The organism is Gemmatimonadaceae bacterium (genome assembly GCA_019752115.1).
Taxonomy (GTDB): domain Bacteria; phylum Gemmatimonadota; class Gemmatimonadetes; order Gemmatimonadales; family Gemmatimonadaceae; genus Gemmatimonas.
Genome location: JAIEMN010000045.1, coordinates 138641 through 163628 on the forward strand (window position 1 = coordinate 138641; position 24988 = coordinate 163628).

A 24988-nucleotide genomic window follows, 5' to 3' on the forward strand; every position below is an offset into this window, starting at 1 on the left:
GGGTCGCCACGCAACGCCTCGCAAGGAAGAGCACCTCCAAGTGTACGGCTCGGGAGACGAGTCCGCCACGATCGTCCCGCGCGTCGGCGGGGCGGATCACGCCGTGGCCGCGTCTTTGCTGTGGCCGCGCGGCATGACGCCTATCGATTTGCTCGGGGTATCGGGAAAGCCGTACGACATCGCGATCGTTGGCGGTGGCCCCGCCGGACTGTCCGCCGCGATCTGGGCCGGTCGCTATGGGCGCCAGGTGCTGCTCGTCGATCGCGGCGACCCGCGCAATTGGGCCACGCGTGGCGTGAACGGCTATCTCGGACTCGCCGGCGTGCGGCCGGGATCGCTCCGGGAAGCGGGTCGCCTCGAGGCCGCGCGATATGACGTGCTGCTCGCCGACGCCGACGTGTTGCGCGTGGAGCCGTGCGGGCATGCCACGCGCGATACGTGCTTCGCGCTGCACATTGCAGGCGGCGACACCTTGCACGCGCGTCGGGTGTTGCTCGCCTTCGGGCTGATGGACGTCTGGCCCGACATCCCCGGCCTGGAACGGGTGTACGGGACCAGCGCGCACGTCTGCCCCGACTGCGACGGCCATGAATCGCGGGGCTTGCGCATCGCCGTGGTGGGCGCCGGCCGCCGGGCGATGGCGATGGCCCTCGCGCTGCGGACGTGGAGTGCGGCGCTCACGATCGCGACCAACGGGCGCCCCGCACGACTCTCGCCGGCGGCGCGTGAGCGTCTGCGCCAGAACGGCATCACGCTCCGCAGCGAGGCCATCGAGCGGGTCGTGCACGACGGCCCCCGGCTGCAGGCGCTCGCGTTGGCGAACGGCGACGTGCTGGCGGTGGACAAGCTCTTCTTCAACGTGGCGCAGCGGCCGGCCGACGATCTGGCGGCGCAGCTCGGGTGCGCCCGCGATCGCGGCGGGCATGTGATGGTGTCGGTGCACGGCGCGACGACGGTGCCGAGCGTCTTCGCCGCCGGCGACATCACGCCGGGGCCGCAGCTCGCCATTCGGGCCGCCGCCGCGGGTGCGGTGGCGGCGATGGCGATGCACAAGAGTTTGCTGCCGGTGGAGCGGACGGTGGTGGGGGTGTAACTAGCGGCCCGACGCACCGGCGGTGAGTGCCGCCGTCCAGTTGATGTAGATCTGCAGCGTCGGGGCGACCGGCGTCGTGACGTCATCGTACATCACGACCGCAAACGATTGGCCGTCGGGCGCGACGTCGTACGAGATCCCGCTTCGGAGCGCGACCGACGGCGTCTTGATCGGCGCTCGAAAGAGTGAACGCGGCGGACGCGACGCAAAGGTGGATCCGTTCACGTCAACGTCCACCGCCAGCACCTCGGCGCGCGCATCCCCCTGCTCGTACTTGAGGTAGTAGAGCTCCTTGCCATCCCGTCGCCAGCGCGGGGCCTCGCCGGTCCCGGCACTGACCAGCCACTTCTCATCGGTCAGGGGCCACCGGCGCACATAGACCTGCATGCGACCGCCCTGTTCGTCCGAGGCGTAGGCGATGTACTTGCCGTTCGGCGAAAACGACGTGTGCAACTCGTTCGCGGGCGACGCCAGGACGGGCGCCGCGCTATCGCCCGACGGCGTCGTTTGCCACACGTCGCCCCCGGAGTTCCGGTTGTTGAACAGGATCACGCGACCGTCGGGGCTCCAATCGGAGACGATGGAACGGGCAACCTTCAGAGGCAGGCGACGTTCAGGGCCGCCATTGACGGCCTTGATGAAGATGTCACCGCCATTGCGTGTGGACTGGAACGCCACGTCCTTCCCGTCAGGTGACCACGCCGCGAAGGCGTTGTGATGGGTTTCGTCGAGTGTCTGTCGGAGCGCGCGATCCGCGGTCAGATCGTAGACGAAGAGGTCACCGGTACCCTTGCCGCTGTGATACTCGTAGGCGATGGACTTCCCGTCAGGTGCGAAGCGCGGCGCGTAGTAGTCGTAGCCGGTGCCGTCGGCCTGCGGGCCAAGCTGCCGGATGACCTTCCCCGATCGATCCACCAGGACCATCCGACGGGCGCGCGTATCGGACGCCACGAAATAGGCCAGCACACCGCCCGCCGAGATGGAGAACGAGCGCACGAAGGTCCCGCTCACGAACACGGTCGGATCGCCCGTGGCGTCGAGATCGTCGCCGTACGGTTGACTCCAGAGATCGCCGCCGCGGTTGATGATGTACTGCGCGCCGACAATCCGCATGCCCGTCACGTTCGCCGTCGCGAGCAGCTTCGGCAGCGGATGATCGAGTGCCGGGGCTGTGGCCTGCAGATCGACGGCGTGCAGCTCCCACGGTGAACCGGAGGGATGCGACATTGAGACCAGGACATGACGACCGTCCGGATACGCATCGATCGGTGACAGCGACTGAAACCCGCGGGCGGTGTCGGCGCGTGCGATGACGCTGGGTGTTCGTTCGTCTCGCTGAATCCGAAGGAGCTGGTCGTTACTGGGCGTGGTCAAGACAATCGAGCCGTCCGCCATCCAGAGCGGCGTGGCGCCTGGCCGTGCGACCTTGGCGATCGCCACGGGCCGTCCGCCCCGAAGATCCGCGCGGAGCAGCTCGCCACCAGCGGAGAAGCCCAGCTCGCGGCTGTCGGGCGACCAGAACGGCTGGTCGACATCATCGACGGTTTCTACCGACGTGCTCTGGAGCGAATCCAGGCGACGATACCAGAGGCTCCGATGTCCACTCGTATCGGTCAGCACGTACGCGACGAGGCGTCCGTCTGGAGACACCGCGAAGGCGGTGCTGGCGTGCAGCTTTGCACTGCCATCGCGCGACAGATCGAACTGCAGGCGATACCGCTCGGTATTCGCCGAGATGGTTCCACCAGCGCCGTGCCACACGCCAAAGGCGAGCGCGAGGACCGTCACGACGCCCATCACCATCAGCGGCAGGCGCGAGCCCCGCACTGGCGCCGCCGCGGCCCGCGCGCCCGATACCGTTGGGGCGTTGACCGCTGCCTGCCCGCTCAGCGCCTACGCAAACTGCCTCGCACTCTCCAACCGATCCGCCGGCAACTTGGCGAGCGCGGCCATCACCGCCTGCTCCACGTGCAGCGGGATCGTGTCGCGCACCGTGGTGGGTGCGACCGGCCGCTCGGTGAGGACCTTCGCCACGATCGCCTGCACCGTGTTGCCGGTGAAGGGCGGATCCCCGGTGAGCATTTCGTACGTGACCGCGCCGAGCGCATAGAGATCGCTCCGCGCGTCGACGGTCCGCTCGCCCATCGCCTGCTCAGGGCTCATGTACTGCGGTGTACCGAGCGAGAGCCCCGTCTGCGTCATGCGCGCGCCGCCCGCCTGCTGCACAGCGAGCGCGATGCCGAAATCGGCGACGAGCGCACTGCCGTCGTGCAGCAGGATGTTCTCGGGCTTGATGTCGCGGTGCACGACACCCTGCCGATGCGCATAGTCCAGCGCCGCCGCGGCTTCACGCGCCAGGCGCACGGCTTCGGCGATGGGCAACACCTTCTCCCGATCGAGCCGCGCGCGCAGCGTCTCGCCGGCAATGAAGGGCATCACATAGAACAACAACCCATCCGCCGCGCCGCTATCGAGCAGCGGCAGAATATGCGGATGCTGCAGCTTCGCCGTGGTCTTGATCTCCGCCAGAAAGCGCTCGGCGCCGAGCGCCGCGCCCAGATCCGGGTGCAGCACCTTGATGGCGACATCGCGCTCATGCCGCAGATCGTGCGCGAGGTACACGGTGGCCATGCCACCGGCGCCGAGTTCACGGATGACGCGATAGCGGTCGGCGAGGGCGGATTGGAGACGGGCGAGCGTGTCGGTCACGATATTCCGGAGGGGTGCTTCGAATCTGCGACGCGGATGGCGGGCGCGATACCACTAGCTCGCGTCGAGCGCCTCCAACGCGGCCGCATCGGTCAGATCCTTCGGGCGCGCGGCGGCCCGCTTGTTTCGGATCAGCGCGTCGCGTGCGATGAGGCGGATCGCAACGCCATCGACGACGATCACGGGGCCGCCGGTCGCCGCCTCATCGAAGGACACGCCACTGATGGACGACAGGAGATCGATGCGCTGCGGTGGCGCCCCGAACATGACCACCGTGTCGGGACGGCTGAGGGTCGCGGCATCGATGATGGCCGGCGGGGCACCGAAGGTGTCGAGGGCCGCGCAGAGGCGCGCCACGTTGGCCGCTGAGGCGCGATAGAAGAAGTCGATATCCTCCGTGGCGCGAATGACACCGTACGCACCCATCGCATACCCGCCCACCAGCAGGGCATCCACGCCATGAGCGGCGAGGGCGCGCGCGAAGTCCTGAAAGTCTGGTGAGAGCCGAGCGTTCGTGTGCGTCCGCGGCGCGCGAGTCACGCCGTCGGTCTCAGGGCGGCGACGGTCGTGGAGAGACGCGCGGTACGCTCCAGATTGCTCGCCATGTCATCGCTCGACGCCGGCGGGTCATGCGCGTCGCGATGCAGGGCGCTCACATGACCGGTCCAGCTCCGGCGCCGCATCGCCGCCCGTGCGCGCGCCGCCGCTGGCGCATCTTCGGCGCGCCACTCGGTGCCATCGGCGGCCTGGAAGACGGCCGTGACTCCCACTGCCGTCAGCAACCCCACCGCGGTTTCCAGACTCACGTTCGGTCGTGCGCCGCGCTCGAATTCGGTGATCAGGCGCAGCCCCACCCCCGTGCGGGCCGCAAGGTCGGCTTGCGACTCGCCGGCGGCGCGGCGGGCGTTGCGGAGCAGGAGGCCGAGGGCGGGGAGGTCCATGCGGCGAAATCTAATGGTATTTCGCCAAGAAGATAAGCTATAAAGGGATAAATATGCCCTAAACGGAGTAATTCGCGTTCATTTGGCCGCCCCCCGCGCGAGCCGCTCCCGCCGCTCCCGCCGCCAGTTGTGCACGATGAGCGCCTTCGCCTCGCCGCCGACCGGGCGCAACAGGGCGACCTGGTAGCGATCGGCGAGGGCGGCGGTGAGTTGATCGACTGGGTTCACAGCGAACTCCGGGAGGCGCGCGTGCGCAGGAAGTCCGTCAGGCCCACACGATCTTCCAGCGCGCGCAGCGCGGGATGGGCTCGGGCGCGCTGCAGACAGGGGAACATCCGATCGAGATGCAGATACTGACAGATCTGCGGATCCCGGCGCTGCTCGGCCTCCAGCAGCAGCGCCTGACCCCGCGTCTCATGCCCCAGCAGCAACGCGAGGGCGCCACGGAGACAGGGGAGATCCGGCTCGCGGTGGGCGCGTGTTTCGAGCTCCGCAAAGGCCAGCTGCGCTCCGTCGATATCGCACTGGTCCACGCACCAGAAGGCATAGAGTCCCAGCGAGACGATTGAACGCCCAGACGTCGCGAACGCGCCGTCGAGATAACGCCGCACCTCGCTCGGCGAGTTCGTCGCGAGGATCCCCATCAGCCCGCAATGCCACGAGGCAAAGGCATCCGGATCGAGCGCGACCGCGCGTTCGGCGGCCGCCACGCCGCCGTCGCCGATATGGCCCCCGGCATGACAGGCCGCGCTGATCGCCTGGGCATACGCGGAGAGCGGATCGCGGGCCACCAGCCGCGTCATGCCGTTCACGGCCTCCTGCCACTCACCGAGCATGCTGCCGCGGGCAAAGAAGCAGTACCACGCCGTGCCCTGGGCGTAGCTCGGGTCGAGTGCGTAGCTGCGACTCAACAGCTCCTCGGCCCGGGCCCAGTTCCAGGCGAGGAACAACTCGTAGAGGCCGCGTGAGGCGTTGCACTCGGCGAGGTCGGGGCCGTACTCCAACGCGCGACGTGACGCCTCTTCGGCGCGCGGTTGGGCATCGCTCGCCCGCATCACACCATAGTACGCCAGCAGGGTGTAGGTATCGGCAATGCCGGCCCACGCCAACGCGTACGTGGGATCTGCCGCGAGCGCCTTCTGCAGCTGCGCGAGCCCTTCGCGAATGTGTCGGCCGCGCCGATACTGCAACGCCCGCCCCTTGAGATACGCCTCGTACGCCTCGACACTGGCCGTGGTGCGCTGGCGCCGAGTCGGCGCGTCCACCGCGAGCGTCGCGCGCAACCGCTGCGCAATCGTCGACGAAATCTCGTCCTGCACGGCGAACACGTCTTCGATCTGCCGATCGTAACGCTCCGACCACAGCTGATAGCCATCGGCCGCATCGACCAGGCGCGCCGTAATCCGCACGCGGTCCCGCGAGCGCCGGACGGAGCCTTCGAGCACGGTCCGCACCCCCAATTGCTCGGCAATCAGTCGGGTGTCGATGCTCTTGCCCTTGAACGAAAAGCTGGACGCCCGCCCGGCCACCTTGAGCTCGGGGTGTTGCGCGAGCGCGGTCAGAATTTCTTCCGTGATGCCGTCGGCGAAGAACTCGTCGTCGGGGTCGCCACTTGGGCTGTCGAACGCGAGCACGGCCACCGATTGCTCCGGTGCCGACGCGGCGACGCGCGTGGCCACTGGTGTCGCGGCCGCTTCCTGCAGCGCCGTGGCAAATGCGGCCGACGACTCGAATCGATCGATGGGTGTGCGCTGCAAGGCCCGCTGCAGCGCCAGCGCGACTGGACGCGGCACGCCTTCGCGCAGCGCCTGCACATCGGCCGGCGTCTGCACGAATCGCTTGGCGATCACGGCTTGCGCCGTTGGCCCGGTGAACGGCGGTTCGCCCACCAGACATTCATACAGCACACACGCGAGCGCGTACTGATCGCTGCGCCCGTCCACGATATCGCCGACGGCCTGCTCAGGGCTCATGTAAGCGGGCGTGCCCACACTCATGCCGGCCTGCGTGAGCGTATCGCCCTGCGCGCTGTCCATCGCGCGCGCGATACCGAAATCGGCGACGAGCGCCTGCCCATCCTGCAGGAGGATGTTCTCGGGCTTGATGTCCCGATGGATGACGCCGGCCTTGTGCGCGTGCTCGAGGGCGCGTGCCGCTTCGCTCACGATGCGCACCGCGTCGGCCACGGGCAGCAGGCCGGTCTCGAGGCGCACGCGCAGCGACTCGCCACGCACGACGGGCATCACATAGAAGAGCTGCGCGGCGGCCTCGCCGGAATCAAGCAGCGGCAGGATATGCGGATGACTCAATCCGGCCGCGACACGGATCTCGCGCAGAAAGCGCTCGCGCCCCACCCGATCCGCCACGTCCGCCCGCAACACCTTGATCGCGACATCGCGCTCGTGTCGCAGATCACGCGCGAGGTACACGGTCGCCATGCCCCCGGCGCCGAGCTCGCGCTCAACGCGGTAGCGGTCTTCCAGAGCGGACTGCAGTTGGGCAAGCGTATCGGTCACAGAATTCGGAGGGGGTCATCCGAATCTGGGGCGGCCACCGGCTGGTGGCTACCACTGGCCCTGGTGGCGTTTAGACCGCCAGCCGCACGTCTGTCTTGGGGAAGTCCTCGCCGACACAAAGCAGTGGCCACCCCAATGAGGCCGACACCGCGTAGGCCAGACAGTCACCGTAATTCAGGACGGCCGGCGATCCGACGCCGCGCCCGAACCGCCGGTGTGCGTCGCGTGCGAACATCGCTTCACGCGCGCTGATGGGCACAACGCGGATCTCCAGACGCTGGAGGAAGGCATCCAGGGCGAGATCGCCGCGCGCGCCGTGGCGCGCCCGGAGCACGATGCCCGCTTCCACGAGGGTGGCGGCGCCCACCGCGCGATCGGACGCGGCGTCGAGCACCGACGCGAGACGTGGCGCCTCCGCTTCTCCGGCGATCAGCGCGATGATCGCCGAACTATCGAGCACGACGCCACTCATCTCGGGAGACCATCCGCGTCGTATCCGAGGATCTCGTCGGCGGGGCGCGCATCCAGGATCGGCATCTCACGCACCATGGCCTGAATCTCCGCCAGACGGTCGGCGATCGACGGCAACGGCGCGCTGGGGATCGGGGGGGAGCCGCTCGCCGTCCGCTCAGCACGAGCCGCGTAGTACGGGGTCGCTTCGGCGACGCGATTACTGGGCGTACGCCCTGCATGCTGTGCCACCAGGTGCCGGACCGCCTCCCGGATGAGCTCGGCCGCGGACCGTCCTTGCACCTCAGCGTGCGCCTGCAGCGCTCGGTAGTCGGCGCTGTCCAGATAGACCGTCGTCTTGATCGAAGGCATATGGTACCATATATGGTAAGACATGCCGAGTCAAGGCTAAACCGCACATTGACATGAGGATACGTGTGCACCCAATCGGCTGGCGCATCCGCCCGATCCGCTGCAACGTGGGGGAGATCCCGCGCGGATCTTCCCACCTCACGCGAGCGCGCCTGTCGCCCAGCCCCACCGTGCATGACGTTCCTGAACATCAATCTGATGTGGGCGATCGTGCTGTTCGGCATCCTCCTCTGGACCACCGCCTGCGTGCTGCTCAACGCCGCGCTGCGTCGCGGCATGGGGATCATGGGGATGGTGCTGAGCTACAGCACGCTGGTGTGGATGCTCATCGATCTGCCGTTCAAGGAAGCGGTGGTCACCTGGAGTCTCTTCGCCGCGTTCGGCGGGTTCCTCACCGTCGTCTATGAACTGTGGGCGCGCCGCAAGTACGCCGGCACGGACCGGCGGCCGCGCCGGCTGGTGCGCATCGAAGGCGCGTTCCTGTGGCCGGCGATGATTCCCGATGCGGTGGGGCTCATGCTCAATGACGCGGGAATTATCCCCGCCGACGAGCGCAGTGAGACGCACCAGGAAGACACGTTGCGGATCACGGGCGAGCTGCCGGTGCCGGAGGTATCCGTGAAGCGACCCGCGCTTTACGATCTCCGCTGAGCGGCGGACTCAGTACGGGAGCGCGGAGACGTCGGTGCTGGCGAAGTCGTTGCCGACGTAGAGCAACGGAAGGCCACGGGTCGTCGCGAGCGCATACGAGAAGCAATCACCGTAACTCAACGCCGCGGCATGTCGCCCACGCCCAAATCGCCGAGCGCCGTCACGCGCGCAACGCAGCTGCTCGGCATCAAAGGCCACGGCTTCGACGCGGAAATCGCGCAGAAACTCGTCAAGCAGCAGATCCCCGTTCGCCCCAAACCGCTGGAGCAGCACCAGGGTGCACTCAAGCACGGACGCCGACGACACGAGCCGCGGCCACGCGCTCTCCACGGCATCCGCGAGCGCCATGGCGTTCGCTTCCCGGCAGATCATGGCAACAATCGCCGAGCTGTCGAGCACGACACCACGCGAGATCACTTGGGCAGCCCAAACTCGTCGTACAGCATGTCGTCCGGCGAACGAGCATCGAGCACCGGCAGCGCCTGCATCCGTTCGTGGATTCGCTGCAAGGCCGCGCGCAGGGGCGGGTACCGATGTCCACGCGCGCGCTCGAGCCGTTCGGCGATCGCGACACGGATGGCTTCGGTGATGGTCTCGCCCGTCACCTCGGCGAGTTCACGAGCGAGACGGTCGGTTTCGGGATCCTTGATGCTGAGTGCCATCATCATCTCGTATAGAAAGCTAGAAAATAATCTACCTAGGTATATCCAGGGGGCAACCCCGTCTGTCGAAGTGCGCTGAGCAGGTGCTACCTTCGCCTCCTCCTTACAGCCAGAATCGACCGCATGCTCCGTTCGCTCGCCCTTGCCGCCGCTCTCCTCTTCGCGCCCGCCCTCGCCGCCGCGCAGCAGGCGCCGACCTCCGACCTCGCCAAGCTCATCGAGGCGAAACTGCCGGCGGTGATGCCCAAGGTCGTCGCGTGGCGCCGCGACCTGCATGAACATCCGGAGCTGAGCGGGCAGGAGGTGCGCACGGCCAAGATCGTCGCCGAGCATCTCAAGAGTTTGGGGGTCGAGGTGCACGAGCAGATGGGGCTCACCGGCGTGGTGGGCGTGCTCAAGGGCGGGAAGCCCGGCCCGGTGGTCGCGCTGCGCGCCGATATGGACGCGCTCCCGGTCACGGAGCTCGTGGACCTGCCGTTCAAGAGCAAGGCGAAGGCGATGTGGCAGGGGCAGGAAGTGGGCGTGATGCATGCGTGCGGGCACGACAATCACGTCGCCATTCTCATGGGCGTTGCGGAAGTGCTCGCGGGCATGAAGGCGCAGGTACCGGGCACGGTGAAGTTCCTCTTCCAGCCCGCCGAGGAAGGGTTGGGGGGCGCGCAGGCCATGGTCGATGCCGGTGCCCTCGCGGAACCCACCCCGAACGCGATCTTCGGGTTGCATGTCTGGCCGCAGCGCACGGGTTCGCTCAACATCCGCGTGGGCCCGCAGATGGCAGCGGCCGGCAACTTCACGATCATCGTGAAGGGGAAGCAAACGCACGGCTCCCAGCCGTGGAGCGGCATCGACCCCATCGTGGTGGCGTCGCAGATCGTGCTCGGGCTGCAGACGATCGAGAGCCGTCAGGTGAATGTGTCGTACCTGCCCAGCGTGCTCACCGTCGGGCAGATCACCGGCGGCAATCGCAGCAACATCATTCCCGACAGTGTGGTGATGGTGGGGACGCTGCGCACGTTCGACGATGTGATGCGCGCGGATATCGCGTCACGGATCAAGCGCACCGCCGAGCAGATCGCGGCGAGCGCCGGTGCCACGGCGCTGGTGACGGTGGACAAGGGCGGGCTTGTGCAGGCCAACGACACCACGCTCAGCGAGCGCATGATCCCCACCCTCAAGCGCACGGCCGGCTTCGGGGGCTTCAATCTCGTCGGGCCGATCATGGCGAGCGAAGACTTCCCGGTGTTCGCGACGAAGATCCCGAGCCTCTTTGTCTTCCTTGGCGTCACGCCCAAGGACAAGGATCTCGCGAGCGCGGCGCCGAATCACTCGCCGCTGTTCTTTGCGGATGAAGGCGCGCTCGAGACGGGGGTGCGCGCGATGGCCAACCTGGCGACGGATTACCTAGCCGGCGGGAAGGTTCGCCAGTAAGTCGGCGAGGGGGATGCGCAGGCCGGGGAGGACGGGGTCGCCGGTGAGCGCGTCGTGCTCCGTCAGGAGAGAAATAGTGCCGTCGGCGGCGAACTGCTGCGCCGATCGGCGCTGCGGGTCGATGACCCAGACGAGGGACGTGCCGGCGTTCAGCCAGTCGCCGACCTTGGAAAGTACCTCGCCCGTGCGGTCGTTTGGTGAGCGCACCTCCACCGCCAGATCGGGCGCGAGTTCCGGAAAGCCGCGCGTCTCGAGGGGCCGCCGTTCGGTGTACACGAACGCGACATCCGGCGCGCGCACCGTATCGGGCTCTCGGGTCAGCGTAAAGCCCGTGTCGGCGGCCAGCAGGTCGCCCAAGGGCTCCGTCGCCCCACGTGCCACGCGATCGTTCTCGAGCCATGCGCCGAGTCGCAACAGGACTCGGCCGGCCACGACCCCGTGGTAGAAGCTGGCGGGTTCGTGCAGGACGAGTCGACCGCGCACGAGCTCCGTGCGCTTGCCCGGCACGTGATATGTGAAGAGCTCATCGGCGGTCATCAAGGCCGGCGCGTCGGTCATGACGGGCGTGCTCCGCAGCGGGGTCGTGGTCATGTGGGCACGGTAGGCCGCGGCGTCACTGCCGCGTCACCGGCCTGCACAAAAACGATACGCTCGGCGGGCGCGCCGAGTCTACTCGGCGGCCGCCCGCATCAGCGTGCGCGGGGCGTTAGGCCCGCCCGCACGGGCGAGTTCTCCAGATGCAATCGCGCGAGCGCGGCTTGAAAGCGCGGTTGCGTGCGCATCGGGTCGAACAGCGGCGACACGAGGACGTTCGAATAGATCAGATCCCCATCGCCGGCGCTCGCCCGTTCGAGGGCGTCGAGTGCGCCTGCCGTGTCGCCTCGAGCAAAACGCGCGAGGAATCGGCTATTCCAGACACCGCGGACGTTGTCCGGTAGCGCGTCCACGCGCTTCTCGATTGGCGCCGCAAGGGCCACCTTGCCGCCTCGGCGCATCGCCAGCACCAGCAAACCGAGGCGCATGGGATCGTCGGTCGTCTCCGCAAAGCGGGTGGCGTACTCCGCCGCCCGCGCATTCTCGCCCGCCGCGAGCAGCGTCAACAACAGCATGCCCTGTCCGCTGAGCACCGACGGCGTCAGTTCATGCGCACGCACGGCATCGCGGATGCCCTGCTCTCGCTGTCCGGCGAGCACCTCCGTAAGGCCGAGATAGACGAGTCCCGTGGCGAACATCGGGTCGAGATCCCGGACGCGTTCGAAGGCCCGCTTCGCGGCCGCAATGTCACCGTAGTTCGCCGCCCGGAATCCGAGCTGCCAGTGCGCGATCGTGTTCAGCGAGTCGAGAGCGATCGCGCGCTGCGCCTCGCGCTCCGCCAAATCCCAATCCAGACGGGCGTGGGCGATGGCGGCGAGCGCGGTATGTCCTTCGGTGCTCAGCGAGTCCAAGGCCAGCGCGCGTCGAGCGGCCGACTCGGCAATCGGGATGGCGTCGCGCGGGTGGACCAGCTGAAAAAACGGTGATCCGTTCACAGACAGCGCCTTGCCAGCCCATGCGCGAGTGAACAGCGAGTCGCGCTTGATGGCTTCATCAAAAAAGCGCGCCGCATCGGCGTACACCGGCCCCCGATTGCGATACACCTGCATGCCACGCAGGTAGTAGTCGTAGGCTTCGGCGTTCGTCGTGCCCGCACTCGTGGCCGTCGCACTCAGCCGCAGTTGCAACTGCCCGGCAATGGCCTGCGCCAGCTGCTCCTGCATCTTGAACACATCGCGCGCGTCTTCTTCGAAGGTGTTCTGCCAGAGTACGCGCCCGTCGCCCGCGTCGCTCAACTCCGCGGTGACGCGCACGCGATCGCCAGCTCGACGGAGACTGCCAAGGAGAATCGTGCGCACGCCAAGCGTGTCGCCGAGCTGCCGGGCGGTGAGTGTCGAGCCCTTGAAGCGCGCGGCGGTGGAGCGGCCGGCGAGGCGCAGCCCCGGGACGCGCGAGAGGACCGTCGTGAGTTCGTCGGCGATCCCGTCAGCGAGATAGACGTTGGCGGTGTCGCCGCCCACGGATGCGAACGGGATGACGGCGAGCGACGGCGCGGTGCTCGCGGTACCGGCGGCGGCAACCGGTGCGGCGGTGGATCGCGTCTGCCACCAGCCGTAGGCGGCCGCCGCCGCCACGAACAGTGCCGCAATCGGCACCAGCCGCTTCCACGACGGCGGCGTGATCGGCGCCTCCGCCGTACGCTCGTTACTCGCCGAGAGCGCAGCGAGCACGTCGTCCATGCGCGCTGGTCGATCGTTTGGGTCCTTGGCCAGGCAGCGCGCGACGAGCGTGCGCACCATCGGCGTCACCTGCGAAACCGTCACTGCCGGCGCGGGCGTCGCGATATGCGCCGCGGTCATCGCGGCCGGCGTCGTGCGATCGGCGAACGGATGCGCGCCCTGGAGCAGTTCGTAGGCGAGCACACCCCACGCATACAGATCAACGCGATGATCAGCGTTGATGTCGCCGGTGGCCTGTTCGGGCGCCATGTACGCCGGCGTACCGATGGCCATGCCGGCCTGCGTGAGCGTGGCCTCCGGGGCCTGCGTCCGCGAGGCACTGACGGCCTTGGCAATGCCGAAGTCGGCCACCACCGCCGTGCCGCTCGAGAGCAGCACGTTCTCGGGTTTGATGTCGCGGTGCACAATGCCGCGGGCGTGCGCATACGCCAACGCCTGCGCCACGTTGCGCAGAATGCCGAGCGCATCGGCCATGGGGATCGCCCCGCGCGTCATCCGCTCCCGCAGCGACTCACCGGCCACGAACGGCATCGTGAACCAGGGCAGTCCATCGGCGGTGGTGCCGGCGGTGAGCACGGGCACGATGTGCGGCTCCTGCAGCGACGCGGCGAGCTTGATCTCGCGCGTGAAGCGCTCGCTGCTGAGCCCCGCGGCCAGCTCGGGCGACAGGACCTTCACGACCACCTCACGCCCCAGCGCCTCATCACGCGCGAGGAAGACGCGCGACATGCCGCCGCCGCCCAGCTCACGCTGGAGCACGAGGGCGGCGCCGAGGGCGGCTTGAAGTTGGTCGCGGAGGGGAGAGGTCATGCGTGCGCTGGGAGTTTATCGCTGGCAACCGCGCAGGGTAATGCTGGCCGCGCGGGCGGGCGTCATTTTCGCACGGCGCGGAACGAAGACCGGACGGACGCGCCGGCACCTTGATCCCGGGCCGGCCCCCGCCCAGCTTTCCCACGTCGGTCCTGCGCGCTTCTGCGCAGCCGGCATTCAGTTGGGGAGTAGCCACCCGCCGTTGGCGGGCGCTGCCGATCGTCAACACGAGGCCTTGGCCTCCGGTCGGTGGCATGACACGGACACCGTGTCATTGCGCGAGACCACTGCACACCTGTGCCGTGGCTCGCGTTGTCTCCTGGAGGCAGCCGTGGGGCGCGGCCATACCCGGACCGTTGCCATGTCCCGCCCCTCCATTGCCCGTCACGCCGCCGCGATCCTCCTGACGCTCGCGGCTCTCCTCACCCCGGCGTCTCGCGTGCACGCCCAAAAGAGCGCCGCCGGTCGCCCCACGCGTATTGCGGTCTTCGACTCACGCACCGTGCTCGATTCGATGCCGGAGCGGCGTGGCGCCGAGTCGGAGTTCGCGTTGGAGCAGGCCAAGGCGCGCACCATGCTGGGGGCGGCGACCGATTCGCTACGCGCGGCCGTCGAGGAGTTCGCCAAGGTGGAGTCGCAGATGACGCCTCGCCAGCGCGAGGCCACCACCATGCATCTGCGCGCGCGCGAGCTGATGGTGGAGGAGATGGTCGCCCATCTCGAGCAGGTCGTGATGCGGCGACAGGCCGAACTGCAGGCGCCGCTGCGCGAGCGCATCCTGCAGGCGGCGCGCACGGTGCGCGTGCGCGAGGGCTATGACCTTGTCATCGATCTCGCGAGCGATGGCTCCATCATCGATGCCGACGCCCGCATCGATCTGACCGCCGCCATCATTCGCGAACTGCGGAGCGCCGCGCGCAAGTAGGCGCGCGGCGGGGGGGCTTACTTCCGCGTCGCGAACTCGGCGTCCACGTCACGCTCCCACGCCTGCAGCTTGAGCGCGAGCGCGCGCACCACGTCGGGGCGGAGGCGGGCCATGTCCCGCCGCTCACCCGGATCGCGGCGCACGTCATAGAGAAACATGTGGTTGGACTCGACCACGAGCTTCGTGTCCCCGTCGCGCACCGCACGCATGTCCCGTTTGGCCTGCACCGAGCGCCAGAACAGCGTGCGGGGCGTGCGCGGCGCGCGCCCCTCGAGTACCGGCCAGAGATTCATCCCGTCGAGCTTTGCGTCAGCGGGGACGGGCACGTGTGCGGCGGCCAGCACCGACGCGCTGAGGTCCATCGTGATGCCGACCTGCGGCGTGACGGTCCCGGCGCGAATATGCCCCGGCCAGCGCATGATGGCCGGCACGCGAATCCCGCCTTCCCACGTCGAATACTTGCGACTGAAGAGCGGCGTGTTGTCGGAGAGCCACTCGCCGCCGTTGTCATTCGTGAAGATCACGATGGTGTGGCGGGCGATCCCGTTCCGTTCGAGCGCGGCCAGCACGCGGCCCACGTGCCGGTCCATCGCTTCGACCATGCTGGCATAGTCGGCGCGCGAGCTGGTCAGCGAGTCGGCGGGTTTGAGAAAGCGCGCGTTGCCCACCGCCTTGCTTGGCGTATCGGGGCGCTGAAACGGCCAGTGCGGCGCGTTGAAGGCCACATCGATGAAGAACGGCGCCTTGGCGTGCGCGTCGATGAACGCGATGGCCTTGTCGGCGATGAGCGCCGTGCTGTACCCCTCGAGCGAGACGCGCGCCTCGTTCTCCCAGAGATCGGGCTCGCCGCGGCTGTCGGTGTGATGCCAGTAGTCGTGATAGCCGCTCTTGAGGCCGAAGAAGTAGTCGAAGCCGTGCGCCAGCGGGCTTTGCGAGGGCTCGTAGCCGAGGTGCCATTTGCCGACGAGCGCCGTGGCATAGCCGCCTGCCTTGAGCAAGCGGGGCAGGGAGTACGGGGAGGCCTCGAGCCCGCGTTCCCCCGGGCTGAACTGCGCCGTGGTGGCCGGCAGTGGCTGCTCCACGCCATAGCGCTGCTGATAGCGCCCGGTGATCAACCCGGCGCGCGTGGGCGAGCAGGTGGTGCCGTTGGCGTAGAAGTCGGTGAAGCGGACCCCTTCGCGTGCGAGCCGGTCGATGTTGGGCGTGCGGATGTCCTTCGCGCCGTACACGCCGAGGTCGGCATAGCCCATGTCGTCGGTGATGATCAATACGACATTGGGGCGGCCGGCCGGCGTCTGCGCGGGAAGCGGAGCGCCGAGCAGCGCCGCCCCAACGAGGACGCGGAGGGAGCGGAGGGCGCGGAGGGGACGCGGAGCGCGGAGGGTGAGCATCTCCGATTCTACCGCCTATATTCGCGGCATGCCTACTTCCCGCCTGCTGCTCGCCGCCGCGCTCTTCGTGGCGGCTCCGTTCGTGGCCCACGCGCAATCGGCCGAGGAGAAGGCCGTGATTGCGGTGGCCGATTCCGCGCTCGCGGCGCTCACCCGCGGTGACGCCGTCGCGTTCACCGACTTCATGGTGCCGGAGGCGGTGATGTTTCCCACCGGGACCGTGAATGGCGCGGCGACCTATCGCGTGCGCACGCGTGAGGCGCAGCGGACGGCGCCGGTCAGCGGCATTGTGGAGCGCGGCTTCTCACCGCGCGCGAGTGTCAGCGGCGGTGTGGCGATGGTGTGGATGCCGTACGATCTCTACCTGAACGGCGCCTGGTCACACTGCGGCGTGGATGTGTTCACGCTCGTGAAGACGGGGAGCGCCTGGCGCATCGCCTCGCTCGCCTGGAGCGCCGAGCAGCCGCCGGTGTGTGAAAAGCATCCGGCGGGGCCACCGAAGAAGTGACCCCGCCGGAGTAAGCGCCGCGCCGACGGTTACTTCGAGACCTTCGCGTCTTCGATGATCAGCGCGTAGCTGTAGCCGGCCCCGAAGTCCTTGTTGCGGCGGACGGTGCCACGGATGGTAATCGTGGCGCCCATCGCGGCGTCGTCGGGTGTGGTGACGGTGATGTCGTGCGTGTTCTGCGCCGCGGCGCCACTGCCGTCCTGCAGGTGAATCCAGTTCTTGCCCATCACCTGCGGATTGTACTTCACGACCACGCCGCGAATGGTGACGGTCTTGCCGTCGAGCGCACCCTGCTCGGCCCAGAGCTCACCGATCGTCTTGGCGTCGGCGCCGCTCGCCTTTTCGACCTTGCCGACCTTGGCGTCTACCGCTGGCGGCGTGCCGACCGAGGAGCCCATCGCACTCGCGCCCCCTGCCGCGCCACCGGCGCTCGGGTCAGCGCCGGCGACCGGTTCGAGCGACCCGAAGTAGACCTGCTTGAACGTCCGGTTGAGCGTCTTCGACTCGAAGTTCTCCATCAGGATCGCGCCGTAGACCGTCACCTGCTGGCCGACGTCGATCTTGGCCTGGTTCACGGCCGCCCACACCTCGCCGTTCCCCGTCTTGAGCTTGAGATAGACGTAGGGCGGGGCGGCGATCTGCTCGGCCACGGTGCCCGACAGGTTGTCCCCCGCCGCGGCGGCCGGCGTGGCGGCCAGCGCCCCCGCCGCCTGGCCCATCGGGGCTGCCCCACCAAGGGGGACCTTCCCCGAATCCTGGGCTTCATCACAGCCGACGGCAGTCAGCAACACGAGACCGAACGCAACGGAACGACGCATAACGCACTCAACCGAAAGGGGCACGCTCCACGGCGCCCGTGACGGGCCGCCCACGGAGCAACGGACATCCACCTCCCATTTACCGGATGGGCCCGGGAGGGGCAAGCGGCGAAGTCCCTACGGCCGGGGCGGGGTTCCCACTGACGGCGGCGCCGCGTCACTCCCCCAGCACGGAACGTACGGCGAGTGAGAACCCGGGGAGCAGCACCTCACCCGACAGGGCGTCCGCCGGACCGAGCTCAGACACACTCCCGTCGGCGCGGTACACGGTCACGACGCGCCGAACGGGATCGATCACCCACACGAGGTGCGCGCCCGCGAGGAGATATTCGCCAACCTTGGCCAACAGGGCCCCGGACCGATCACTCGGCGAGCGCACCTCCACCACGAGATCCGGCGCCAACTCGCCAAATCCCACCGGCATGGGATCGGGCACGCGCTCGGCGAGGACGAACGACACATCGGGTGCGCGTACGGTGTCGGGTCCGCGCGTGAGCACGAAGCCGGTGTCGGGGCCGAAGACCGCGCCACGCCGAGCGGAGACGATGCCGGCCTTCAGCTCATCATCGAGGTGGCGTCGCAGCTGATAGGCGAGCTCCACGCCGATGCTCCCATGACGCAAGCCCGCCAGTTCGCGCACCAGCAGCTGGCCGCGCACCAACTCGACGCGCTTGCCCGGCACCTCGTAGCCGAACAGTTGTTCCGCCGTCATCTCATGGGACACCGAGCGCATGGGGCGCCTCCGGTCGGCCGATCGGGTCGTGGTCATGTGGTACGATACGCCCACGCGTCACCGTGGCGTCATCACCGTATGGGCAACCTACGCTCGGCGGGTGCGCCGAGTCTACTCGGCGACGCGTCGCGTGCGCTCAGTCGCGCAGGCGTTCCGGAATGCCAATGCGGGCCAGCAGCGCCTGATACCGCGGCTCCTGACGGAAGCGGAACAGCGGCGGCATGCCATTGAGCATCTGCAGCAGGTCGAGATCGCGCGCCGTCACCGCGCGGTCGAACATGGCGTACGCCGCGTCGCGCTCGCCGAGCAACAGCAGCAGGCTGGCGCGCTGGGCGAGACGCGGGTCCCCGTCCAGGGCCTTGAGCGCCCGTCGCACACCGGCCGTGTCGCCGCGGTAGGACGCCAGGAATCCTTCATTCACGAGGCGCACCCAGTAGTCCCCCCCGGCGACGCGCACCGCGCGGCGGTGCGCACTGTCGGCGGCGGCATGCTGCCCCTGACCGGCGAGCGCGAGCGAGAGGATGTCGAAGATCTCGTAGAACGTGGTGTCGGATGCGATGCCGGTACGCGCAGACTGCACGGCCTCGGCGGCGCGGTTCGAGGACCAGAGCCCCCATGCCAGATCGCTGCGCCACTGCGCGGTGGTGGGCTCCTGATCGACCAGCCGCCGTGCGCGCGAGATCGCGGTGCTGTCACCGGATTCCCACATGGCCCACACCGCCATGCCCACGCCAAGCGACGACGACGGACGCGCGTCGGCGGCGGCGAAGTCGGCGAAGGCATCGGCAAACTCCCACCGGTCGTGCAACCGGGCGACGCCTCGCGCATAGAAGGCATCGCCCAAGTCGGGATCGAGTGTCAGGGCACGATCGGCCGCGCGCATGGTGGTGCGATAGGCGGAGTCACGCGGCGCCGTCTGATAGATGAGCGCATACGCGTGCGCGATGGCCAGCCCCGCCCATGCGGGAGCGTAGGTGGAATCCATGGCCAGCGATCGACTCAGGTGATCGACGGCCTTCCGCAGCCCGTCCGCCGTGCGCAACGCTGCCGCTTCCTGACCGAGCAGATATTGCGCATACGCGCGCGGATCGACCTGACGCGCGGCGGCGAGCCGGCGCGTTTGGTCAGGCGTGAGCCCCGCGCGAATGCCCCGCGCGATCTCTCGCGCCACTTCGCGCTGCAGGGTGACCACGTCGCGCGCCGGTCGTTCGAACGTGCGCGACCAGAGGGTCTCATCGCTGCGGGCGTCGATGAGTTCGGCCGAGAGCGAGACGACCTCGCCGCCGCGCAGGACGGCCCCCGACACGATGGCATCCACGCCGAGCTCGTTCGCCAGCTCGCGAATCGGCTTGGTCGAGTTGCGGTACGGCGCGACGGCGCGATAACCAAGTACGCGGACACCGGCGTCGGCCAGCACACCAATCACTTCACGCGTCATGCCATCGGCAAAGAAGCGTTGCGCGGTATCGCCGGTCTGGTTGTCCATCGGAATGACGGCGATGCGACCAATCGGCGTCCCGGGGGCCGCCGGAGCGGCTAGCGTGCGCGTTCGCGACTTCCACCACGCGGCGGCACCGCCCAGCAGGATCGCCGCCGCGGCGACCATCCCGACGAGGCGACGGGCGTGTCCGCGCGTGCTGGGGCGAGGCAACGGTGCCGACGGTTGTGACGTCGTGGCCTCGAACGTGTCCACGAACTGCGCAGCCGGCCACGGGCGCGCCGATGGATCCTTGGCGAGCGCCTGCGTGATGGCGGCATCCACGCCGGGAGAGACCTCCGGCCGCACCGCCGAGAGGCGCGGCACCGCGCCGATGAGATGCTGCTGCGTGATCTGGGCCACCGTCTCGCCGGTGAACGGTGGCTCGCCGGCGAGCATCTCGTAGAGTACGCAGCCGAGCGAGTAGAGATCACTGCGGCCGTCCACGTTGGTGTCGCCCACGGCCTGCTCGGGACTCATGTAGAGCGGCGTCCCGACCGCGAAGCCCGTCTGCGTCAGGCGTTCGCTGCCGGTGGCGGCGACGGCGCGCGCGATGCCGAAGTCGGCCACCACCGCATGCCCGCGCTCGAGCAGGATGTTCTCCGGCTTGATGTCCCGATGCGCGATGCCCCGTTCGTGCGCATAGCCCAGCGCGTCGGCGATCTCGCGCGCGAACTGCAGCGCCAGTGCCACCGGGAGGCGCCCGTCGCGCCGCAGCCGATCGCGCAGCGTTTCGCCATCCACGAAGGGCATGACGTAGTAGAGCAATCCGTCGGCATCGCCCGAATCGTAGAGCGGCAGGATATGCGGGTGTCGCAGCGCCGCAGTGGTGGCGATCTCGCGCAGGAAACGGTCCGACCCTACCGCATAGGCGAGCTCCGGCCGCAGCACCTTGATGGCGACCACCCGGTCGTGCTTGAGGTCCTGGGCGCGAAACACCGTCGCCATGCCACCCGCGCCAAGTTCGGCGTCAACGCGGTAGCGGCCATCCAGGGCGGTGGCGAGACGATCCCGAGTGCTCATGCGGGATCAAGATGCACGGTTCGACGCCAATCCGCAGCGGGTGGGCCCCCGGCGTGGGCTACGGTCGCGGCACCCGGCGCATCAGCTCCTCGCGCCACCCCAGAATGACGCGCGAGGGCAGCGCACCCACGCGCTCAAGCGGCTCGATCATGAGGAATTGCGAGCCATCGGGGGTGACGTCGTACCCCGTCGTACGCTGGTCGTTGATCCGTCCGGCCGTGTTGCGGGAGAAGAGGCGAACCGGCCGCGACGGCGTCCCGCTCGCCGGATCGAAATCGGCGGCGAAGACATCGCGACCCTTGCGAAAGACAATCTCGCGACCGCCGCGCGTGAAGCGCGGCTGATCACCCCCGTCGATGGAGACCTGCACCCGCGCCGTGCCATCGCGACGTCGCGCCATGACCTGCGTGCGGCCGTCGGGTTGCTTCTCGGAGAGGGCGAGCCAGACCCCGTCGGGAGAGAAGACGCTCCCGAGCTGCAGGCTGTGTGTCTTGTCCAGCGCCTGCGACCTCCGCGTGGCGAGATCCAGGGTCCACGCGTGGTCGCCCTTCTCGACCTCGGTGTAGAGCAATGTCGAGCCATCCGGGGCGATGCCGGTCGGGTGCTTATCACTGCCGGAACGCAGCAGCGTGTCGACCGTCGTGCCCGTGATTGCGATGCGCGCCAGATCATACGCCGGAGTCTCGAGCGCATGGAACAGCGATTTGCTGTCTGGTGCCCACACCGGCGCAAACGCGGCCCCGTTGAACGCACTCAGCTGACTCAGTGAACCGCGGCGGCGATCGAAGAGCCAGAGCGACCACGGTTCCGGCTGCGTGCGTGTCAGGGCGATCCACTGCCCATCGGGTGACAGGCGCGGATCGGCCCACGCCGCCAGATCCGAGAAGGCTTCGCGATTCGTGCCGTCGCGGGCCACCCAGACCACTCGCGATCGTTCATCAAACTCACTGGCCTTGATGTAGACCAGGTCGCCACGCGAAGACACGTCGAAGGCCACCGAGCCATCGGTCTGCAGTGAGAACACATCCTCCACCACGGGCGTGGGCGGACCGGTCAGCTTGAGCGACGCCGCATCGAACGGGGCGGCGAAGATCGCCCCGCCGCGACCGAAGAGCAGATAGCCCGGCGCGACATACCGCGGAAAGAGTGCGTTCTCCACGATCACCGTCACCTTGCCAGTGGCGAGATCGAGCGCCTGAATGCTCGAGCGCGTGACTGGTGCCGAGTAGGCGCCGTAGAGCAGCGTCTTTCCGTCGGGCAGCAGCGAGGGATACCAGTGACCGAACTCATGGCGCGCGGCGTTGGGCTTTGAGACCACTTCCATCGCGCCGCCCTCCTTCAGGCGCGACAGACCGCTTGAGGCCTCGCCAGAGAAGTAGATGTATCCGTCTGGCCCGATCGTGCTGAGTGCGGTGTTGGCGTGCTCCGCGATCATGGTCGCGGACCCGCCCTCAACGGGGATCTTGAACAGTGCGCCGTCGCGGTTGAAGAAGATCCACTTCCCATCGGGCGAATAGGTCGGCGCGATCCCACCTTCGGAGCCGGGGACCGGCACAATCGCGGATGACCCCATCGACCGTTGGACAAGCAGGCGCCCCTTCACGGAATCCACGATCGACTGCAGCACGGCGTGCCCATCGGGCGCAATCGCAATCAGCGCCTTGGCCGACGCGCGCGGCCCGGCGTTGAAGGCGAACTCCACGCGTGACGTGCCGTCGGCGCTCGACGTGCGCTGGCCAACGAACCAGCCACCGATCCCGGCCGCGAGGGCCATGAGGGCGGCGATGGGCAGCCAGCGCGTCGCGCTCCCACGCGCGGCTGGCGTTCTCGCTCCGGCGATCGGGCGTGGCGTGCGTTGCTCTCCGAGCAGCGCAGCCTTGAACGCCTGAATGGTGGGGAACCGATCGGCCGGGAGCTTCTGCAAGGCGGTGAGCACGGCGGCGTCGACCTGTTCCGGCACGGCTGGGCGCACGACCATCAGCGAACGCGGCGCCTCGGTGAGCAGCTTGGCGACAATCGCCTGCGCGTTCGCGCCGGTGTACGGCGGCTCGCCGGCGAGCATCTCGTAGAGCACCGCGCCCACGGCGTAGATGTCGGCCCGGGCGTCGATGACCTTGTCACCCATCGCCTGCTCGGGCGCCATGTACTGCGGCGTGCCGAGCGAGAGCCCCGTCTGCGTCATGCGGGCACCGCCGGCCTGTTGCACGGCGAGTGCAATACCGAAGTCGGCCACCAGCGGATGACTGCCGTTGGCGGACTGCTGCAGCAGGATGTTTTCCGGCTTGATGTCGCGATGCACGATGCCGGCCGCGTGCGCCTCTGCGAGCGCATCGCTCACGGCGGTGGCAATCGCGATGGCGTCGGCAACCGGTAGCTGTGTTTCGCGCGTCAGTCGCGCCCGCAGCGTTTCGCCGCGCACATACGGCATGACGTAGTACAGCAGCCCATCCACCGCGCCGCTGTCGAGCAATCCCAGAATGTGCGGATGCTGCAACTGTGCCGTCGTGCGGATCTCGCTCAGAAAGCGATCGCCGCCCAGCGCTGCACCGAGATCGGGGTGCAGCACCTTGATGGCCACATCGCGGCCATGGCGCAGGTCGTGGGCGAGGTACACGGTGGCCATGCCGCCGGCGCCGAGTTCACGGTCGACGCGGTAGCGGTCAGCGAGGGCGGTGGTGAGGCGGGTGAGCGTACTCATGACGGCTGAAGATGCACCGCAGGACGCGCGGCCGCTGCGTGGTTCGATTTCACGGTGTCTCGCCGGTGTCTCGCATTGGAATGACACGATGCGCGACGATTTGATGACACTCGGCCGGACCAGTAGGCCTATCGTCGGTCATGCCCTCTTGCCGCTCACCCCTTTCCCTCGGCAGACTATGGCCATGCCCGCGCTTGACCACCGACTCTGGACGGCCGCTGAGGTGCAGGCGCTGCCCGACGATCCGACGCACCGGTATGAATGCGTGGACGGGGAGCTGCTGGTGAGTCCATCGCCGCGTACCCCGCATCAGTCGGCGGTCATGGAGCTGGCGTTGGCGTTGGGACCTTGGGTACGTGAATCCGGCGTCGGCGCTCTCTTCAGCGCCCCCTCTGACTGGGTGCTCGATCTCCATACGGTGGTCCAACCGGATCTGTACGTCGTTCCGCTCGTGGACGGGCGCCGCCCGCGCACGGACGAGGAGCGCGGGCATCCGCTGCTGTTCATCGAGGTGCTGTCGCCGAGTACCGCGCGGTTTGACCGGGTGGTCAAGCGCGGTCGGTATCAGCGCGCCGGCATCGAATACTGGATCGTGGATCTCGACGCGCGCCTGGTGGAGCAATGGTTGCCAGCAGACGACCGCCCGAGCATCCACGCGGAGGCACTGCACTGGCAGCCCGCCGGTGCGGAGACGCCATTCGTGCTGGAGCTCGAGGCGTTCTTTGCCGAGGTACTCGGGCCAGCGTAGCGGTAGGCGTCGGCCTATGCGTCAGCCCGCCGCTGCCGAATACATCGCCGCCCGCTCGCGCGCGGCAATCGCCGAACGACTCAGTCGTCCGCGAACAGCTCGGCGACCGGCAGATCGAAATCCGGCAGGAGTTCGGCGTCGATGAGGTGGTCGGCCACGCCGAGCACCGCGATGGCGCCATCGGCGCGATAGACGTGCACCTGCTCGTGCGATGGCACGACGACCCACACCGCGCGGGTGCCGGCCGAGAGAAAGTCGGCCACCTTTGCCAGCAGTTCGCCGGGGCGGTCGCCCGGGGAGCGCACCTCGACCGCCAGATCGGGGGCGAGCTCGGGAAAGCCGTCGGGGAAGGGGCCGCTGAAGCGCTCGCGCGAGACGTACGCCACGTCGGGTGCGCGAACGGTGTCCGGGTGCCGCTCGAGGGTGAAGCCGGGATCGGCGATCGCGAGGCGCCCGCGCGACTGCGACCAGCCGTTGGCGTCGCGCTCGCGAACGAGATGCTGACGGAGCGCGACGGCGAGTCGTGCCGCGATGTCGCCGTGGCGGAAACTCGCCGGCTCCCGCACGACGAGCACACCGCGGACGAGCTCCACCCGTTTGCCGGGGATCTCGTAGCCGACGAGCTGCTCGGCGGTCATTCCAACAGGCGCGGCCACCATAGCGGGCCTCCGGCGTTGTGTGCGGGTTCGGGTCATGGCCGCAACGCTACGGCGCTGCGTCACCGGCCCGTCATCATCTCGCACCGCCAAGCTACGCTCGGCG

The 24988-nt window shown here is 68.5% G+C and carries 24 protein-coding genes; 6 read left to right on the top strand and 18 right to left on the bottom strand.

What is annotated here, in order from left to right:
- Positions 1 to 103 precede the first annotated feature (103 nt).
- Positions 104 to 1093 carry an NAD(P)/FAD-dependent oxidoreductase gene (locus tag K2R93_18480; protein ID MBY0491833.1) on the top strand — a complete coding sequence of 330 codons (990 nt, stop codon included), beginning with the start codon at positions 104 to 106 and terminating at the stop codon, positions 1091 to 1093.
- Here the strand turns inward: K2R93_18480 and K2R93_18485 are convergent, their stop codons facing one another.
- From K2R93_18485 to K2R93_18520, 8 genes are all read right to left on the bottom strand, one after another.
- Positions 1094 to 2920: a hypothetical protein gene (locus K2R93_18485; GenBank protein ID MBY0491834.1), complete on the bottom strand. Its 1827-nt coding sequence runs from the start codon at positions 2918 to 2920 to the stop codon at positions 1094 to 1096.
- A gap of 66 nt (positions 2921 to 2986) precedes the next feature.
- Positions 2987 to 3802, bottom strand: coding sequence for a serine/threonine protein kinase (locus tag K2R93_18490; GenBank protein ID MBY0491835.1), 816 nt, complete (start codon positions 3800 to 3802; stop codon positions 2987 to 2989).
- A 54-nt stretch (positions 3803 to 3856) separates the two neighbouring features.
- The gene (locus tag K2R93_18495) at positions 3857 to 4342 is read right to left on the bottom strand and encodes a nucleotidyltransferase (protein MBY0491836.1); all 486 of its coding nucleotides are present in this window, start codon (positions 4340 to 4342) and stop codon (positions 3857 to 3859) included.
- The gene (locus K2R93_18500) at positions 4339 to 4743 is read right to left on the bottom strand and encodes a helix-turn-helix transcriptional regulator (protein MBY0491837.1); all 405 of its coding nucleotides are present in this window, start codon (positions 4741 to 4743) and stop codon (positions 4339 to 4341) included. Before K2R93_18500 ends, K2R93_18495 begins: the two co-directional genes overlap by 4 nt.
- Positions 4744 to 4821: 78 nt before the next feature.
- Entirely contained in the window at positions 4822 to 4971 is a 150-nt protein-coding gene (locus K2R93_18505) for a hypothetical protein (GenBank protein ID MBY0491838.1), read from the bottom strand.
- The gene (locus K2R93_18510) at positions 4968 to 7259 is read right to left on the bottom strand and encodes a protein kinase (GenBank protein ID MBY0491839.1); all 2292 of its coding nucleotides are present in this window, start codon (positions 7257 to 7259) and stop codon (positions 4968 to 4970) included. The genes K2R93_18505 and K2R93_18510 overlap by 4 nt, the downstream gene beginning before the upstream one ends.
- A 70-nt stretch (positions 7260 to 7329) precedes the next feature.
- Complete coding sequence (locus tag K2R93_18515) at positions 7330 to 7731, bottom strand: type II toxin-antitoxin system VapC family toxin (GenBank protein ID MBY0491840.1); 402 nt, start codon at positions 7729 to 7731, stop codon at positions 7330 to 7332.
- Positions 7728 to 8081 carry a ribbon-helix-helix protein, CopG family gene (locus K2R93_18520; protein ID MBY0491841.1) on the bottom strand — a complete coding sequence of 118 codons (354 nt, stop codon included), beginning with the start codon at positions 8079 to 8081 and terminating at the stop codon, positions 7728 to 7730. The genes K2R93_18515 and K2R93_18520 overlap by 4 nt, the downstream gene beginning before the upstream one ends.
- A gap of 174 nt (positions 8082 to 8255) precedes the next feature.
- On the opposite strand from K2R93_18520, the gene K2R93_18525 reads away from it, so the two are divergent.
- Entirely contained in the window at positions 8256 to 8732 is a 477-nt protein-coding gene (locus tag K2R93_18525) for a hypothetical protein (GenBank protein MBY0491842.1), read from the top strand.
- Between the two features lie 9 nt (positions 8733 to 8741).
- On the opposite strand, the gene K2R93_18530 is transcribed toward K2R93_18525, so the two are convergent.
- A complete protein-coding gene (locus K2R93_18530; protein MBY0491843.1) occupies positions 8742 to 9149 on the bottom strand; it encodes a type II toxin-antitoxin system VapC family toxin in 408 nt (135 codons plus the stop codon).
- The gene (locus K2R93_18535; GenBank protein ID MBY0491844.1) at positions 9146 to 9394 is read right to left on the bottom strand and encodes a type II toxin-antitoxin system VapB family antitoxin; all 249 of its coding nucleotides are present in this window, start codon (positions 9392 to 9394) and stop codon (positions 9146 to 9148) included. Before K2R93_18535 ends, K2R93_18530 begins: the two co-directional genes overlap by 4 nt.
- Before the next feature lie 123 nt (positions 9395 to 9517).
- On the opposite strand from K2R93_18535, the gene K2R93_18540 reads away from it, so the two are divergent.
- A complete protein-coding gene (locus K2R93_18540) occupies positions 9518 to 10822 on the top strand; it encodes an amidohydrolase (GenBank protein ID MBY0491845.1) in 1305 nt (434 codons plus the stop codon).
- On the opposite strand, the gene K2R93_18545 is transcribed toward K2R93_18540, so the two are convergent.
- Both K2R93_18545 and K2R93_18550 read right to left on the bottom strand, forming a co-directional pair.
- Positions 10796 to 11413 carry a Uma2 family endonuclease gene (locus tag K2R93_18545; GenBank protein MBY0491846.1) on the bottom strand — a complete coding sequence of 206 codons (618 nt, stop codon included), beginning with the start codon at positions 11411 to 11413 and terminating at the stop codon, positions 10796 to 10798. The genes K2R93_18540 and K2R93_18545 overlap by 27 nt on opposite strands.
- A 98-nt stretch (positions 11414 to 11511) precedes the next feature.
- Complete coding sequence (locus K2R93_18550) at positions 11512 to 13905, bottom strand: protein kinase (protein ID MBY0491847.1); 2394 nt, start codon at positions 13903 to 13905, stop codon at positions 11512 to 11514.
- A 361-nt stretch (positions 13906 to 14266) separates the two neighbouring features.
- On the opposite strand from K2R93_18550, the gene K2R93_18555 reads away from it, so the two are divergent.
- A complete protein-coding gene (locus K2R93_18555; protein ID MBY0491848.1) occupies positions 14267 to 14830 on the top strand; it encodes an OmpH family outer membrane protein in 564 nt (187 codons plus the stop codon).
- Positions 14831 to 14847: 17 nt separating this feature from the next.
- Here the strand turns inward: K2R93_18555 and K2R93_18560 are convergent, their stop codons facing one another.
- Positions 14848 to 16221, bottom strand: a complete 1374-nt coding sequence (locus tag K2R93_18560) for a sulfatase-like hydrolase/transferase (GenBank protein MBY0491849.1) — start codon at positions 16219 to 16221, stop codon at positions 14848 to 14850.
- 28 nt (positions 16222 to 16249) lie between these two features.
- On the opposite strand from K2R93_18560, the gene K2R93_18565 reads away from it, so the two are divergent.
- Positions 16250 to 16729, top strand: coding sequence for a nuclear transport factor 2 family protein (locus K2R93_18565; GenBank protein ID MBY0491850.1), 480 nt, complete (start codon positions 16250 to 16252; stop codon positions 16727 to 16729).
- A 29-nt stretch (positions 16730 to 16758) separates the two neighbouring features.
- Here the strand turns inward: K2R93_18565 and K2R93_18570 are convergent, their stop codons facing one another.
- From K2R93_18570 to K2R93_18585, 4 genes are all read right to left on the bottom strand, one after another.
- Complete coding sequence (locus K2R93_18570; protein MBY0491851.1) at positions 16759 to 17547, bottom strand: hypothetical protein; 789 nt, start codon at positions 17545 to 17547, stop codon at positions 16759 to 16761.
- A gap of 157 nt (positions 17548 to 17704) precedes the next feature.
- Positions 17705 to 18280: a Uma2 family endonuclease gene (locus K2R93_18575; protein MBY0491852.1), complete on the bottom strand. Its 576-nt coding sequence runs from the start codon at positions 18278 to 18280 to the stop codon at positions 17705 to 17707.
- A 136-nt stretch (positions 18281 to 18416) separates the two neighbouring features.
- Positions 18417 to 20780: a protein kinase gene (locus K2R93_18580; protein MBY0491853.1), complete on the bottom strand. Its 2364-nt coding sequence runs from the start codon at positions 20778 to 20780 to the stop codon at positions 18417 to 18419.
- 58 nt (positions 20781 to 20838) lie between these two features.
- Complete coding sequence (locus K2R93_18585; protein ID MBY0491854.1) at positions 20839 to 23478, bottom strand: serine/threonine-protein kinase; 2640 nt, start codon at positions 23476 to 23478, stop codon at positions 20839 to 20841.
- 184 nt (positions 23479 to 23662) lie between these two features.
- Here K2R93_18585 and K2R93_18590 point away from each other — a divergent pair, with 184 nt between their 5' ends.
- Positions 23663 to 24226 (top strand): Uma2 family endonuclease, encoded by a 564-nt coding sequence (locus K2R93_18590; protein MBY0491855.1) that lies wholly within the window; start codon positions 23663 to 23665, stop codon positions 24224 to 24226.
- 80 nt (positions 24227 to 24306) lie between these two features.
- Here K2R93_18590 and K2R93_18595 read toward each other — a convergent pair whose 3' ends face one another.
- Positions 24307 to 24885, bottom strand: a complete 579-nt coding sequence (locus K2R93_18595; protein MBY0491856.1) for a Uma2 family endonuclease — start codon at positions 24883 to 24885, stop codon at positions 24307 to 24309.
- Positions 24886 to 24988: the final 103 nt, after the last annotated feature.